This is a genomic window from Streptomyces sp. NBC_00239 (genome assembly GCF_036194065.1).
Lineage (GTDB): Bacteria > Actinomycetota > Actinomycetes > Streptomycetales > Streptomycetaceae > Streptomyces.
Genome location: NZ_CP108095.1, coordinates 7,374,103 through 7,388,881, shown reverse-complemented (window position 1 = coordinate 7,388,881; position 14,779 = coordinate 7,374,103). Strand labels below are relative to the sequence as shown.

9 protein-coding genes and 2 pseudogenes are annotated in these 14,779 nt (G+C 73.6%); 3 read left to right on the top strand and 8 right to left on the bottom strand.

Features of this window, described 5'->3' with window-relative positions; all coding sequences use genetic code 11:
* Nucleotides 1-37 precede the first annotated feature (37 nt).
* Nucleotides 38-1,858: a 3-oxosteroid 1-dehydrogenase gene (kstD, locus tag OG764_RS32745; protein ID WP_328971949.1), complete on the top strand. Its 1,821-nt coding sequence runs from the start codon at nt 38-40 to the stop codon at nt 1,856-1,858.
* Between the two features lie 155 nt (nt 1,859-2,013).
* Here the strand turns inward: kstD and OG764_RS32740 are convergent, their stop codons facing one another.
* The 7 genes and pseudogenes from OG764_RS32740 to OG764_RS32710 form a co-directional block, all read right to left on the bottom strand.
* Entirely contained in the window at nt 2,014-2,514 is a 501-nt protein-coding gene (locus OG764_RS32740) for a hypothetical protein (protein WP_328971948.1), read from the bottom strand.
* A gap of 433 nt (nt 2,515-2,947) precedes the next feature.
* A pseudogene (locus OG764_RS32735) lies at nt 2,948-5,787 on the bottom strand (ATP-binding protein).
* Between the two features lie 362 nt (nt 5,788-6,149).
* Nucleotides 6,150-6,359: pseudogene (locus OG764_RS32730) on the bottom strand (DUF397 domain-containing protein); the annotation flags it as partial.
* Between the two features lie 297 nt (nt 6,360-6,656).
* Entirely contained in the window at nt 6,657-7,841 is a 1,185-nt protein-coding gene (locus OG764_RS32725; RefSeq protein WP_328971946.1) for a thiolase domain-containing protein, read from the bottom strand.
* Nucleotides 7,838-8,944: a thiolase domain-containing protein gene (locus OG764_RS32720; RefSeq protein WP_328971945.1), complete on the bottom strand. Its 1,107-nt coding sequence runs from the start codon at nt 8,942-8,944 to the stop codon at nt 7,838-7,840. Before OG764_RS32720 ends, OG764_RS32725 begins: the two co-directional genes overlap by 4 nt.
* Nucleotides 8,944-9,891 (bottom strand): Zn-ribbon domain-containing OB-fold protein, encoded by a 948-nt coding sequence (locus OG764_RS32715; protein WP_328971944.1) that lies wholly within the window; start codon nt 9,889-9,891, stop codon nt 8,944-8,946. The genes OG764_RS32720 and OG764_RS32715 overlap by 1 nt, the downstream gene beginning before the upstream one ends.
* A 15-nt stretch (nt 9,892-9,906) precedes the next feature.
* Nucleotides 9,907-10,707: a crotonase/enoyl-CoA hydratase family protein gene (locus OG764_RS32710; protein ID WP_328971943.1), complete on the bottom strand. Its 801-nt coding sequence runs from the start codon at nt 10,705-10,707 to the stop codon at nt 9,907-9,909.
* Nucleotides 10,708-10,868: 161 nt separating this feature from the next.
* Here OG764_RS32710 and OG764_RS32705 point away from each other — a divergent pair, with 161 nt between their 5' ends.
* Complete coding sequence (locus tag OG764_RS32705) at nt 10,869-12,494, top strand: acyl-CoA synthetase (RefSeq protein ID WP_328971942.1); 1,626 nt, start codon at nt 10,869-10,871, stop codon at nt 12,492-12,494.
* A gap of 61 nt (nt 12,495-12,555) precedes the next feature.
* Here the strand turns inward: OG764_RS32705 and OG764_RS32700 are convergent, their stop codons facing one another.
* A complete protein-coding gene (locus OG764_RS32700) occupies nt 12,556-13,095 on the bottom strand; it encodes an RICIN domain-containing protein (protein WP_328971941.1) in 540 nt (179 codons plus the stop codon).
* A 195-nt stretch (nt 13,096-13,290) separates the two neighbouring features.
* Here OG764_RS32700 and paaK point away from each other — a divergent pair, with 195 nt between their 5' ends.
* A complete protein-coding gene (gene paaK / locus OG764_RS32695) occupies nt 13,291-14,592 on the top strand; it encodes a phenylacetate--CoA ligase PaaK (protein WP_328971940.1) in 1,302 nt (433 codons plus the stop codon).
* The last annotated feature ends 187 nt before the right edge of the window (nt 14,593-14,779 follow it).

Sequence of the window (14,779 nt, the reverse complement as noted above, 5' to 3'; positions counted from 1 at the left end):
CGCCGCCGTTTCCTCCCCACCCCGCTGGAGCCTGCCCATGTCCCCTCTCCCCCTGCCCGCTCCCCTCCCCACGCCCGCGCCGCCGTCCGGGCCCGCGCCCGCGCGCCCGCCGCTGCCCTCCCGCCGGACGGTCCTCGCCGGGGCCGGGGCGGGGGCGCTCGCCGCCGGGCTGCCGGCCGTCGCCGCGCGGGCCGCCGAGGGCCCGGTGCTCGGCGAGTACGACGTCGTCGTGGTCGGCTCCGGCGCGGCCGGGATGACGGCCGCGCTGACCGCCGCACGGCGCGGGCTGAGCTGCGTGGTGGTCGAGAAGGCGCCGACGTTCGGCGGCTCCGCCGCCCGGTCGGGCGCCGGCATCTGGCTGCCCAACAACAGCGTGATCCTGGCCGCGGGCGTGCCGGACACCCCGGCGAAGGCCGCGCAGTACCTGGCGGCGGTGGTCGGGCCGGAGGTGCCGGCGGCCCGCCGGGAGGCGTTCCTCGCCCAGGGGCCCCGGATGCTGGACTTCGTGATGGCGAACAGCCCGCTGCGGTTCCGGTTCATGGACGGGTACAGCGACTACTACCCGAACCTGCCGGGCGGGCTGCCCGGCGGCCGTTCCATCGAGCCGGACCAGCTCGACGGCAACGTCCTGGGCGCCGAACTGGCCCGCCTCAACCCGGCGTACATGCCGGTCCCGGCCGGGATGGTGGTGTTCAGCCAGGACTACAAGTGGCTGACCCTGGCGGCCGTGAGCGCCAAGGGGCTGGCGGTGTCGACGGAATGCCTGGCGCGCGGCACGAAGGCGGCGCTGTGCGGGCAGAAGCCCCTGACGATGGGACAGGCCCTGGCCGCGGGGCTGCGGGCCGGGCTGTTGCAGGCGGGGGTGCCGGTCTGGCTGAACACCCCGCTGGTGGACCTGGTGCAGGAGGGCGGGACGGTCACCGGCGTGGTGGTGGAGCAGTCCGGCGTGCGGGGCGTCGTACGGGCCCGCAAGGGTGTCGTGGTCGGCTCGGGCGGCTTCGAGCACAACGCGCAGATGCGGGCCGAGTACCAGCAGCAGCCCGTCGGCACGCAGTGGACGGTCGGCGCGAAGGAGAACACCGGGGACGGCATCCGGGCCGGCCGGCGGGTCGGGGCGGCGCTCGCTCTGATGGAGGACGCCTGGTGGGGCCCGTCGATCCCGCTGCCCGGCGAGCCGTACTTCTGCCTGGCCGAACGCACCCTGCCGGGCGGGCTGGTGGTGAACGCGGCGGGCGCGCGGTTCGTCAACGAGGCCGCCCCGTACAGCGATGTGGTGCACGTGATGTACGAGAAGGACCGGGGCGCGCCGGGCTCGCACATCCCGGCCTGGCTGATCGTGGACCAGAACTACCGCAACAAGTACCTGTTCAAGGACGTGCTGCCGACGATCGTCTTCCCGGACGCCTGGTACCAGTCGGGGGCGGTGCGCAAGGCGTGGACGTGGGACGCGCTGGCGGGGCAGATCGGGGTGCCGGCGGGCGCGCTGCGCGCCACCCTCAACCGGTTCAACGCGCAGGCCTGGAACGGGAGTGACCCGGACTTCCACCGCGGGGACACCGCGTACGACCACTACTACACGGACCCGGGGGTGTCCCCGAACTCGTGTCTGGCACCCGTCTGGGCGCCGCCGTTCTACGCGTTCAAGATCGTGCCGGGCGATCTGGGCACCAAGGGCGGTATCGTCACCGACGCCCGGGCCCGGGCGCTGCGCGAGGACGGCTCGGTGATCCCGGGCCTGTACGCGGCCGGGAACGCGAGCGCGGCCGTGATGGGCCACAGCTATGCGGGCGCGGGGTCCACCATCGGGCCCGCGATGACGTTCGGCTACATCGCGGCGAACGACATCGCGAACGGCTGACCGGCCTGGGCGGCGGCTTGCGTCGGCGGGGTGGCCTGCGCGGGCGGCTCGGGCTGCACCGGGGGCCTGCGCGTGCGGCTCGGCCTGCGCGGGCGGCTCGGCCTGCACCCGGGGCCTGCGCGGGCCGCGGGGTGGCCCGTGCCGGGCCGACCCGGTCAGCCCTGCTGGAAGAGCTCGGCGGGGAGCGGCTTGAGCAGCGCGTACAGGTCGTCGCTGATCGGCCGGTCCCAGCTGGCGATGGTGACGAGCACGTTGTCGCTGCGGTCGAACTGGACGCAGGAGATGCGGGTCTCCGACAGTTTGACCTTGCGGACGATGAGGAGGTTGTCGCCCTGCATGACGGGGCAGTCCTCGACGCCGGTGACCTCGACCTCTTCGTCGTTCTCCAGCGCGGCGAGCAGCTGGGCGACCTCGAAGGGCACCTGCTTGTCGACGAGGTCCCGGGCCGGGGAGCCCTCGGGGAGATTGCCGATGATCATCGCGGGGCCGCGGCCGCCGAAGAGGTCGTAGCGGAGGAAGACGCCCTGGCAGCTGCCGTCGGGGGCGGGGAGCAGGCCGGCCCCGAGATTCCCAGGCCAGTCACCCGGGTCCATGGCCAGGACGTCGAAGTCCGGGCCGGCGGGTGTGGCGGCGCTGCGGCGGCGGAGGAAGGACATGCGGCCATGGTACGTGTCCGCCCCCCAATCCCGACCCCCGGGGCCGTCCGCGCCGTCCCCCTGGGGGCACGCCCCAGCCCCGCCGACTGCCCGAGGAGCAACCCCCACCCTCGCCGGCTGCCCGAGGAGCAACCCCAGCCCTCGCCGGCTGCCTGAGGGGCATTCCCAGCCTCGCCGGCGTTTGAGGCGCGGGTCCGGGCGGAGCCCGGTGCCCGGCGGAGCCGGGTTGCAGTCTTGGGGCTCCGCCCCAAACCCCGCGCCTCAAACGCCGGCGAGGCTGGATGTTGCCGCCCAGGCAGCCCACACCCCGGGAGCGGGGCGGGGGCGCGGCCCCCGGGAAAGAGGCCACGGTGCGGCCCCGGGAGGGAGGCCGGGGTGCGGCCCCGGGAGGGGGCGGGGTGCGGCCCCCGGGTGGGGGGCCGCGGGTCGGGTGTTAGGGCTGGATTTCCGGGAGGGCGTCCTTCAGGCCACCCACGTCGGTGCCGAGCTTGCGGCAAACGGCGGACAGCAGCCGCGCCACCTCCCCCTCGTCGGTGGCGAGCGCGGCAGCCACCTTGACCGCCGGTTCGCCACCCGCGATGAGCCGCGCGGCCTGCTCCTCGCGGGCGGTGAGCACGCCCTCGCCGGTCAGCGGCGGGCGCGGCCGGGCTCCTGCCGCGGTGAGGGCCTCACGGGCCGTGACGGCCAGCGAGTCGGCGCCGCAGGCCACGGCCGTCTCCAGGGCCTCGTGGAGCAGGTCGGTGCGGCGCTGCTCGGTTCCCAGGGCCACCTGGGCGCAGGCGAGCTCGTACCCGGCCGGTGAGGCGGACAGCCACTCGACGGCCTCCTCCAGCCCGGTGCCGGTGACGGGCGCGGCCAGCCGCAGGGCCTGGCCGATGGCGGAGGGCGCGCCGAAGGCCCGGGCCCGGCGGACCGCCTCCTCGGCGAGCGCGCGGGCCTTCTCGGGGTTGTCGGGGGCCTCGGCGCGGGCGAGGTGCAGCTGCCAGGGACACCACGACGGGTTGGTGATGCCGCGCGGGGTGAGTCTGCGGCCGACTTCTTCCAGCTCGGCGATGGCGCCCTTGCGGTCGCCGCGGGCCAGGAGCAGCTCCGCGTACACCGTCTGGGAGTCCGGGAAGACCACGGCCTCGGGGTAGGTCTGGCCGAGGTCGTGCCGGCCGGCCAGGGTCCAGGCCTCCTCGACGCGGCCACGGGCGAGCAGCACCTCGATGAGGATGGTCACGGCGTACCAGTGCACGGGCGTGCGGCGCCCGACGCGTTCGGCCAGGCGGAGTCCGGCGCGGGCGTAGTCCTCGGCCTCGCTCAGCCGGCCGCGCCGGTAGCGGATGTAGCCGAGCAGGCTGTACGCGAACGACAGGTGGGCGCCGCGCCAGCCCTGGCGCTCCAGTTCGGCGGTGCCCTGGGCGAAGAGTTCCTCGGCGCGGCCGGGCCGGTCGGCGTACATGTAGGTGAGGGCGACGACGACCGGGAGTTCGAAGCCGCGGTCCTCGTACGTCCAGCTGAGTTCCTCGCCGAGGGCGCGGCGGGTGTGGTGCAGGACGGTGTCGACGTGTTCGCCGCGCATGGTGGCGTCCCAGGCCCGCATGCCGATGATGTAGCGCTCGGTGAGGTCGCGGCCGGTGAGCCGGTCGGCGAGTTTCGTGAGGCGCCGGGACCGGGCGGGCGAGTCGGGTTCGTCGGCGCGGAAGGCGTCCCACATGAACTGGTCGGCCTGCAGGCGCAGTCGGGTCCGGGCGTCCGGTGCCACCGCGATCTCGGCGGCGAGGACCGCGGAGGCGTCGCCGTGCCGGTTGCTGTGGGCGAGCACCTGCGCGAGGCGGACCACGATGCGCTGGCGCAGTTGCGAGTCCTCGGCCTCGTCGAGGGCGTCGCGCAGGTGGTTGACGGTGTTGGCGGGTTCGGTGAGCAGCGAGGCGCAGCCCAGCTCGTAGAGGACGTCGGCCCGCTCCTCGAAGGCGGGCGGCTCCTGCAGGGCCCGGGCGAGTTGGCGGCGGGCGGCGTCCGGGGCGCCGGAGCGCAGGTGCTGCGCGGCGGACTCGCGGAGCAGTTTCACCACCCAGTCGTCGCCTTCGGGGTGGGTTTCCAGCAGGTGGCGGGCGGCAGCGGAGGCGCCGAAGCCGCCGTCGACGAGGGCCGCCGCGGCCGCTCCGTGCATGCCGCGACGCGCATCGCGTCGGGAATGGCCCGGTAGACGGCGGTGGCGATGAGCGGGTGCTCGAATTCGAGGGTGCCGTCGGGCGTGACGTTGCCGGAGAGGATGCGGGCTTCCCGGAGCCGGTCGGTGGCGTCGACGGCCTCCTCGGCGCCGAGGGCGGCGACCCGGGCGGCCAGTGCCTGCGGCACGGCGATGCCGAGGACCGCGCAGGCCCAGGCGAACCGGACGGTGGAGGGGCCGAGGCGTTCGAGGCGGGAGAGGAAGCCGCTGCCGCGCTGGGCGGCGGCGAGGTCGCGCAGCAGGTGTGCGCCGGACTCGTCGGGGGTGAGGGCGCGGTCGCGCACCTTGGCGGCGAGTTCGACGGCCTGGAAGGGGTTGCCCGCGGTGACGGCCCAGTACTCGCGGCAGAACGCGTCGTCGGCCTGGTCGCCGAGGGCCTCCCGGACCAGGCGTCCGACGGCGTCGGGCGTGAGCGGGTCGAGGGCGATGGGCCGCTGTCCCGCCCGGCCGGGCAGCACCCGGAACGACTCGGCGTACTGAGGGAGTTCGTCGGGCCGGTAGGCCACGACGAGGAGCAGCGGGAGCTGTTCGGTGCGCGGGGCGAAGGAGGCGAGCCAGCTGAGGGACTCGGGGTCGGCCCAGTGGGCGTCGTCGAGGATCAGGACCATCGGGGCGCGCTGCACCGCGAGGTCGGTGAGCAGCCAGTCGAGGCCGTCGCGCAGACCCTGCGGGTCGGGCGGCGGGCCGTCGCCGGCGGCGCACAGGCCGAGGGCGGGGCCGATGATGGAGTACCAGCTGCCGAGGGCGGCGTTGAGTTCGGCCGTGGAGGCACCGGCCAGCTGGGGCTGTATGAGCTGCCGGGCCACGTGGAAGGCGACGCCTTGTTCCTGCTCGCCGCCACGCGCGCTGAGCACGGTGCAGCCGAGGCCGTACGCGCGGCGCCGCACTTCGGCGAGGAGCGTGGTCTTGCCGAGGCCGGCCGGGCCGGCGAAGGCGAGCAGACCGCCGCCGGGACCTGACCCGGCTTCGGTGAGTTCACCCAGGGCTTCGTCCACGGCCGCGAGTTCGGCCTCGCGTTCGAACAGCGTGCGCCGCTTCCGGAGCTGGCGTTCCGTCATGGCTGGTACCCCCCAGGGCGGTTCGGGGGCATCAGCGTACGCCCGCGTACGCGCGGGTGTGGCCGAGTGTCACGGACTGATCGGATCTTTTCGGGTGGCCGAAAGCCCCTGCCTGCACGGCATGCGGCCGGGCGCCGGCCACGGTGTGAGACGTTCGGGTGTGCGGTCCGCGAGAGCCGCGGATTCACCCCTTCGGGTGTACGTGCGTGTCGGAGCGGCGTTCCGGCCCCGGGACGTGCCTGTCCGGACGGCCGGGCACGGCGGGGGTGCGGCGGGGGTGCCACCGGGCAGCGGCTCTGCCCGGTGGCCGGCCGTCGGGACGGCTCCCCCGGCGGGGTCCGCCGTCGGGTACGGCCCGCTCGTCAGGCCGGGTCGAAACGGCCGACGCGGGCGCCCCGGACGAAGGCGCGCCACTCGCGGGGGGCGAGGACCAGCGGCGGGCGGCCCGGCCGCACGCTGGTGCGCAGCGCGATGAACCCTTCCACGAAGGCGATCTGGACCTCGCCCGCGCCCCGGCCGCCGGGCTGCCACTGCGCGGTGCTGAGGTCGAGCTGCCGCTTGCCCCGCCCTGTGGATCTCTGTCCTGTGGAGCTCCGCCCTGTGAAGGTCTGCCGTGTGAAGCCCTGCCCTGTGGGGCTCTGCCCTGCGAAGGTCTGCGCGATCGTGCTCTCGGCCATGTACGTGCTCCTCCCGGGTCCGTCGTCCGGGGGCCAGGGTAGCGACGGACCCGGGTGCCGGACAGGCCGCGTCCGCGCCACCGCCGCGCCCGTGTCCGGCCGGCGCGGCACCCGGCCGGGCCGTCCGCGGGGCGGTGGTGCGTACGGGTCGCGCCGGTGACACGTACGGGGCGGGCCGGTGGCGCGTACGGGTCAGCTCGTCGGCGGGCGGTCTCCGACGAGCCACATGGCGAAGAACTGGGCGCCGCCGCCGTACGCGTGTCCCAGGGCCCGGCGGGCTCCGGGGACCTGGTGCTCGCCGGCCTGGCCGCGTACCTGGAGGGCGGCCTCGGCGAAGCGGATCATGCCGGAGGCGCCGATGGGGTTGGTGGACAGGACCCCGCCGGAGGGGTTGACGGGCAGGTCCCCGTCGAGTTCGGTGACCCCGGCCTCGGTGAGCTTCCAGCCCTCGCCCTCCGCCGCGAAGCCGAGGTTCTCCAGCCACATCGGCTCGTACCAGGAGAACGGCACGTACATCTCCACGGCGTCGATCTCCCGGCGCGGGTCGGTGATCCCGGCCTGCCGGTAGACGTCGGCGGCGCAGTCCTTGCCGGCCTGCGGGGAGACGAAGTCCTTGCCGGCGAAGAGGGTGGGTTCGCTGCGCATCGCGCCGCCGTGCACCCAGGCCGGCGGCCGGGGCGAACGGGCCGCGCCCGCCCGGTCGGTGAGGACCATCGCGCAGGCCCCGTCCGAGGACGGACAGGTCTCCGAGTACCGGATCGGGTCCCAGAGCATCGGCGCGGCCTGGACCTTCTCCAGGGTGATGTCGTGCTCGTGCAGGTGGGCGTACGGGTTCTTGAGCGCGTTGCGGCGGTCCTTGTACGCGACGAGGGAGCCGACGGTGTCGGGGGCGCCGGTGCGGCGCATGTAGGCGCGGACGTGCGGGGCGAAGAAGCCGCCGGCGCCGGCGAGCAGCGGCTGCTGGAAGGGGACCGGCAGGGACAGGCCCCACATGGCGTTGGATTCGGACTGCTTCTCGAAGGCGAGGGTGAGGACGGTCCGGTGGACGCGGGCGGCCACCAGGTTGGCGGCGACCAGCGCGGTGGACCCGCCGACCGAGCCGGCGGTGTGCACCCGCAGCATGGGCTTGCCGACCGCGCCGAGGGCGTCCGCCAGGTACAGCTCCGGCATCATCACGCCCTCGAAGAAGTCGGGGGCCTTGCCGATGACCACGGCGTCGATGTCGGCCCAGTCCAGGCCGGCGTCGTCGAGGGCCCGGCGGGCGGCCTCGCGGACCAGTCCGGCGAGGGAGACGTCGTGGCGGGCGGCGACGTGTTTGGTCTGGCCGATCCCGACGACGGCCACGGGCTCCTTGCCCGGCGTGCCGGTGGTGGTCATGCTCGGTCCCCTTCCAGGACGGCGACCAGGTTCTGCTGGAGGCAGGGGCCGGAGGTGGCGTGGGCGACGGCGCGGTCGGATGCGCCGCGGTGGATGCGGGCGGCGGCCTCGCCGATCCGGATCAGGCCCGCGGCCATCATCGGGTTGGCGGCGAGCGCGCCGCCGGACGGGTTGACGGCGACCTGGTCGCCGAGCCGCAGGGCCTTGCGGAGCACGACCTCCTGGGAGGTGAAGGGGGCGTGGAGTTCGGCCGTGTCCACGGGCCGGTCGAAGAGTCCGGCGCGTTCGGCGGCGAGCCGGGTGGAGGGCGAGTCGGTGAGGTCGCGCAGGCCCAGGCCGTGGGCTTCGATGCGGTGGTCGATGCCGGTGATCCAGGCGGGCCGGGCGCACAGTCTGCGGGCGGTGTCGCCGGCGGCGAGGATGACGGCGGCGGCGCCGTCGCCGACGGGCGGGCAGTCGCCGGTGCGCAGCGGGGCGACCTGGTGGTCGCCGTGCGGGACGGCGCCGCTCAGTTGGGCGTGCGGGTTGGTTTCGGCGGCGGCCCGGCTGCGGCGGGCGATCCCGGCGAGCGCCTCCTCGTCGGTGTCTCCGGCGTCGATGAGCGCCCGGGCCTGGAGGGCGGCGAGCGCCACCGAGTCGGGCCACAGGGGGGCGAGGTAGTACGGGTCGAGCTGGCGGGTGAGGACGTCGCGCACCGAGCCGGGCGAGGACTTGCCGTAGGAGTAGACGAGGGCGGTGTCGGCCTCGCCGGTCTGGATCTTGACCCAGGCTTCGTAGAGCGCCCAGGCGCCGTCCATTTCGACGTGCGATTCGGAGATGGGCGGCCAGGCGCCGACGCCGTCGAGGGTCATGGTGAAGGAGAAGGCGCGGCCGGCCAGGTAGTCGCTGGAGCCGGAGCAGGTGAAGCCGATCTCGCCGGCTTTGAGGCCGGTCCGGGCGAGCACCTCGTGGAGGACCGGCATGACCATCTCGACTTCGCTGAGCTCGTCGGTGCGCCGCAGGTGGTCGCTCTGGGCGAAGGCGACGACCGCGACCTCGCGTGCGGGGCCGCGCCCGGGTGCTGTTCCGGCTCCGGCTCCGGGTGCGGTTCCGGGTGCGGTCATCAGATGAGCTCCTTGTACGCGTCGTAGTCCGCGTCCGGCTCGCCGGTCGGGCGGTAGTGGTCGGGGTAGCGGCCGCCGTCGGTCCACACGGGTTCCACCCGCAGGCCCATCCGGACCTGGTCGTACGGGATGCCGCCGATCCGCCCGTGCAAGGCGAGGTCGGCGCCGTCGAGGGCGATGTGGGCGTAGACGTAGGGGACTTCGATGTCGAGGTTGCGGGCCTTGATGTTGACGATGCAGAAGGTGGTGACGGTGCCGGCGGGGCCGACCTCGACCCGGTCGGTTGTGGCGATCCCGCAGGTGGGGCAGGCGCCGCGGGGCGGCACGTACACCTTGTGGCAGGACGGGCAGCGCTCGCCGACGGTGCGGCGCTCGGCGAGGGCGTCCAGGTAGCCGGTCTGGGCGCGGCCGGGGCTGTAGGTGTAGTCGAGGCGGGCCTCGGCGACGATGCCGGTGACGGGGTGTTCGAAGATCCCGTCGTGCGGGCGGGTCCCGGCGGTGGCGTCCTGCTCCTCGTACGGCTCGAAGCAGGCGATGTCGGTGATGGCGCCGGTGCGCTGCGCGGCCCAGCGGACGCGGACCCGCATGCCGGTGGTGACGGCGTCCGGCCCGGGTGCGTCGAGGGCGTGCAGCAGGGCGGTGTCGGCGCCGTCGAGCCGTACGAGGACCCAGGCGAAAGGGGTGTCGAGCGGCTGGTGGGGGCGGGGGTGCCCGTTCCAGGCCCAGGTGGTGACGGTGCCGGTGGCGGCGACCTCGACCAGGTCGCGGAGCTCCTCGGCGGTCACCGGGTCGTATTCGGCGGGGGGTACCTGCACGGTGCCGGCGGAGGTGCGCACGCCGAGGACGACGCGTTCGCGCAGTCCGGTGAGGAAGGCGCTCTGCACGGGCCCGAGGGAGCGGGTGAAGGGGAATTCGACGACGAGGGGAGCACGGAGGACTTCGGACACTGCGCTCGCTCCTTCTCAGGCTCGGCGGTAGACGGGCGGGCGCTTCTCGGCGAAGGCGCGGGCGCCTTCCTTCGCGTCGGCGGTGTCGAAGACGGGCCAGCCGCGGGTGAGTTCGGCGGCGAGCGCCTCGGTCTCGGTGAGGTCGGCGCCCTCGTAGACGGAGGCCTTGACGGCCTCGACGGCGAGCGGCCCGCAGGCGTTGATCTGCTCGGCGATCTCCAGGGCCTTGTCGAGGGCGGTGCCGTCGGGGACGACGTGGCCGACGAGCCCGATGCCGGCGGCTTCCGCGGCGGAGTAGGGGCGGCCGGTGAGGAGCATCTCCAGGGCGTGGGTGCGCGGGATCTGGCGCGGGAGGCGGACGGTGGAGCCGCCGATGGGGAAGAGGCCGCGCTTGACCTCGAAGAGGCCGAAGACGGCTCCTTCGGCGGCGACGCGGATGTCGGTGCCCTGGAGGATCTCGGTGCCGCCGGCGACACAGTAGCCCTCGACGGCCGCGATGACGGGCTTGCGCGGGCGGTGGTGGCGGAGCATCGCCTTCCAGTGCAGGTCGGGGTCGGCTTTGAGGCGGTCCCGGTAGTGGTCGCCGGCCATCCCCTTGCCGGCGAGGGCCTTCAGGTCCATGCCCGCGCAGAAGTCGCCGCCGGCGCCGGTGAGCACCACCGAGCGGACCGTGTCGTCCGCGTCGGCTTCGAGCCAGCCGTCGTAGAGCCCGACCAGCAGCGGCAGCGAGAGCGCGTTCTTCGCCTCGGGCCTGTTCATGGTGAGCACCAGGGTGGCGCCATGACGCGCCACGGTGAGGTGTTCGGTCCCACCCATTGCCGTCCTCCCGTCTCAAGACCTAGAACAGGTTGCAGGAGGGGCCGTTCCAGTTCAATAGCTTTCTGACAGTCAGTCAGATTTCTTGGGCGGCGCCCTTCCGCATTGGGGTGCCTGGCGCTCTAATGACCGCGAATCGGAACCCGGGGTCAGGAGGAACGGTGGAGTACAACCTTGCCGACCTGTTCGAGTCGGTCGTCGACGTGGTCCCGGACCGCGAGGCCCTCGTCTACGTGGACCACCCGGGCAGCGGCGCCGAGCGGAGGCTGACGTACGCGCAGCTGGACGCGGCGGCGAACCGGCTCGCGCACCACCTGCTGGACAGCGGGCTCACGGCCGGCGAGCACCTGGGACTGCACCTGTACAACGGCACCGAGTACCTGCAGACGGTGCTGGCCTGCCTGAAGGCCCGGCTGGTGCCGGTGAACGTCAACTACCGGTACGTGGAGGAGGAGCTGGTCTACCTCTACCGGGACGCGGACCTCGCGGCGCTGGTCTTCGACGGGGAGTTCACGCCGCGGGTGGCGGCCGCCCTGCCGAAGACCGGGAAGCTCCGGCACCTGGTGCGGGTGGGGGCGGCCCCGGCGGGCGCCCCGGAGCTCCCGGGTGCGGTGGCCTTCGAGGACGCGGAGGCGTCCGGTTCGCCCGAGCGGGGCTTCGCGCCGCGCTCGGCCGACGACCTCTTCATCATCTACACCGGCGGCACCACGGGCATGCCCAAGGGGGTGATGTGGCGGCAGGAGGACCTCTTCTTCGCCGGGCTGTTCGGCGGCGCGCCGTCGGGCGAGCCGGTCAAGCGCCCCGAGGAGCTGGCCGAGCGGGTCGCCGCGGGCGGCTCCGGGCTCACTTTCTTCCCCACTCCCCCGCTGATGCACGGCACCTCGACGCTGACGTCGTTCGTGGCCTTCAACTACGGGCAGCGGATCGTCATCCACCGCAAGTTCGCGCCCGAGGAGGTGCTCCGCACGATCGAGAAGGAGCGGGTCTCCAGCGTGTCGCTGGTCGGCGACGCGATGCTGCGGCCGCTCGTCGACGCGCTGCGCGGTCCGCTGCGGGGCACCGACATGTCCTCGCTGTTCAGCCTCTCCTCGTCGGGCGCGATCATGTCGGACACGGTGCGCGCGCAGTTCCAGGAACTCGCGCCGCACGTGCTGCTCCTCAACAACTTCGGTTCCTCCGAGTCCGGTTCGAACGGCAAGGCCACCGCCGACTCGGGCCCGGAGAAGGGGTTCCGGCTGGAGGTCAACGAGCGGACGCAGGTCATCGACCCCGTCACCCACGAGCCGGTGCCGGTGGGCGTGCCCGGGCGGCTCGCACAGCGCGGCCACGTACCGCTGGGCTACTACAACGACCCGGCGAAGACCGCCGAGACGTTCTTCCAGCGGGGCGAAGAGCGGTGGGTGCTGCTCGGGGACATGGCCACGGTGGACGAGGACGGGATCGTCACCGTCCTGGGACGCGGCTCCCAGTGCATCAACACCGGTGGCGAGAAGGTCTATCCGGAGGAGGTCGAGCAGGCGCTCAAATCCCATCCGGACGTGTACGACGCACTGGTCGCGGGGGTCCCGGACGCGAAGTGGGGCAGCCATGTGGCGGCGGTGGTGCAGGTGCGCGCAGGCGCCGCCGCACCCACCCTCGACGAGATCCAGACCCACTGCCGCACCCGCCTCGCCGGCTACAAGATCCCCCGCCAGCTGGTCATCACCCCGGGCATCCAGCGCTCCCCCAGCGGCAAGGCGGACTACCGCTGGGCGAAGGCGGTGGCCACCGAGGCCGATGCGGGCTGAGCACGCGTCGGGCGGTGCGCCGCGCCGGCGGGGAGCCGGCGCGTGCACACCGCCTGCGCGGTCAGTTCGCCTCCTCCTGGAACCAGCGGTTGTTGGTCGTGTCGACGCAGTCCCACTGGATGATCCGGGCGAGGTTGTCCTGACTCGCTCCCTCGACGTTCAGGCACCTGCCACTATGCCTGGCCTGCAGCATGTAGCTGCCGTCCTCGGCCCTGTTGATGATCTTCCAGCTCTGGTTGGTGCTCTTCTTGCAGTCCCACTGGATCACGGGGGCCCCATTGCCCCACACCGCGCCCTCGACGTCCAGGCACTTGCCGCTGTGCTGCGCGCGGATCTGGTACCAACCGGACGGCAGCTTCTCGAAGCTCCAGTTGTTGTTCGGGGTGTCCCCACAGTCCCACTGGATCACCTGCGCACCGTTGTCCCAGGAGGCCCCCGTGACGTTGAGGCACTTGCCACTGCTGACGGATTCCAGCCTCAAGTAGGTGGCCTTCGCCTCGACAGCCGCCCCGGCAGGGCCCGAGGCCCACAGGAGATTCCCCAGCACCGCACCCGAGATCGCCGCGGCCAGACCCACGCGGCGCATGAACACGCCCGTCATCTTCAACCTCCTTCATGAGAGCCCCACCCGTCCCCGCCCCTCACCTCCTGTGTACGCCGTCCGGGGGATCGCCGCATCCGGAGCCCTGGCGCGCCGCCGGGCCTCCGTCTTCTTGACGCCGCCGCCCCCGCTTTGATTGCCTGTCCGAAAATCGGCCGGCCGACCGACCGGTCGATCGGGTGGAGAGGGGCGACGGTGGCGGATCTCCTGGACGCGGCGGAACGGCTCGATCGGGCCGGACTGCAAGCCTTGCAACTGGAGCGCTTGCGCGCCACGCTCCACTACGTGTACGAGCGGGTTCCCTTCCACCGGGCCGCCTTCGACAAGGCCGGCGTGCGCCCAGAGGACTGCCGCGGCCTCGCCGACCTCGCCCGCTTCCCGTTCACCACCAAGGCCGACCTGCGGGACACGTACCCGTTCGGCATGTTCGCCGTACCCCGGGACCAGGTGCGCCGCATCCACGCCTCCAGCGGCACCACCGGACGGCCCACCGTGGTCGGCTACACCGAGGGCGACCTGGAGATGTGGGCCGAGGTCGTCGCCCGCTCGCTGCGCGCGGCCGGCGCCCGCCCCGGCCACAAGGTCCACGTCGCGTACGGGTACGGGCTGTTCACCGGCGGCCTCGGCGCCCACTACGGGGCCGAACGCCTCGGCTGTACGGTCATCCCCGCGTCCGGCGGCATGACGGAGCGCCAGGTGCGCCTGATCCTGGACTTCGAACCCGAGGTCATCATGGTGACGCCCTCCTACATGCTGACGCTGCTCGACGAGATGGAGCGCCAGGGCGTCGACCCGCGCTCCACCTCGCTGCGCACCGGCGTCTTCGGCGCCGAGCCGTGGACCGAGGAGATGCGGCGGGAGATCGAGCAGCGGCTCGGCATCGACGCCGTCGACATCTACGGCCTGTCGGAGGTGATCGGACCCGGCGTGGCGCAGGAGTTCGTCGAGGTCAAGGACGGGCTCCATATCTGGGAGGACCACTTCCTGCCGGAGGTGGTGGACCCGGTGACCGGTGAGGTGCTGCCCGACGGGGAACACGGCGAACTCGTGTTCACCTCGCTCACCAAGGAGGCGATGCCGGTGGTCCGGTACCGCACCCGGGACCTGACGCGGCTGCTGCCCGGCACCGCGCGCCCCGCGTTCCGCCGGATGGAGAAGGTGACGGGCCGCTCCGACGACATGATCATCCTGCGCGGGGTGAACCTCTTCCCGGCCCAGGTCGAGGAGATCCTGCTGCGCACCCCCGGCGTGGCCCCGCACTTCCAGCTGCGGCTGACCCGGGAAGGCCGGCTCGACGCGCTGACCGTACGGGCGGAGGCCCGGCGGGACGCGTCGCCGGCCGACCGGGAGGCGGCGGCCGCGGCGGTGGCGCGGGCGGTCAAGGAAGGCATCGGGGTGAGCGCGGCCGTGGAGATCGTGGACCCGGAGACGCTGGAGCGCTCGGTGGGCAAGATCCGGCGGATCGTGGACCTCCGCGAGGACCGGGTGCGGGGGTAGAGGGCGGGGCGGCACCGGGGCGGGGACGGTAGCGCAGGAGCGAAACCACCCGTTCGGGCCCATAATGACCGGGTCTGGGGCAGTTCGGGGTAGTCGACCTGTGTGACGCACCCGCAGGATCAGCACCGGCTCCGGCACGTGCACGACCGCATCCAGGCCTCCTCCGCGGGGCTGGCCTGGAGCCGCG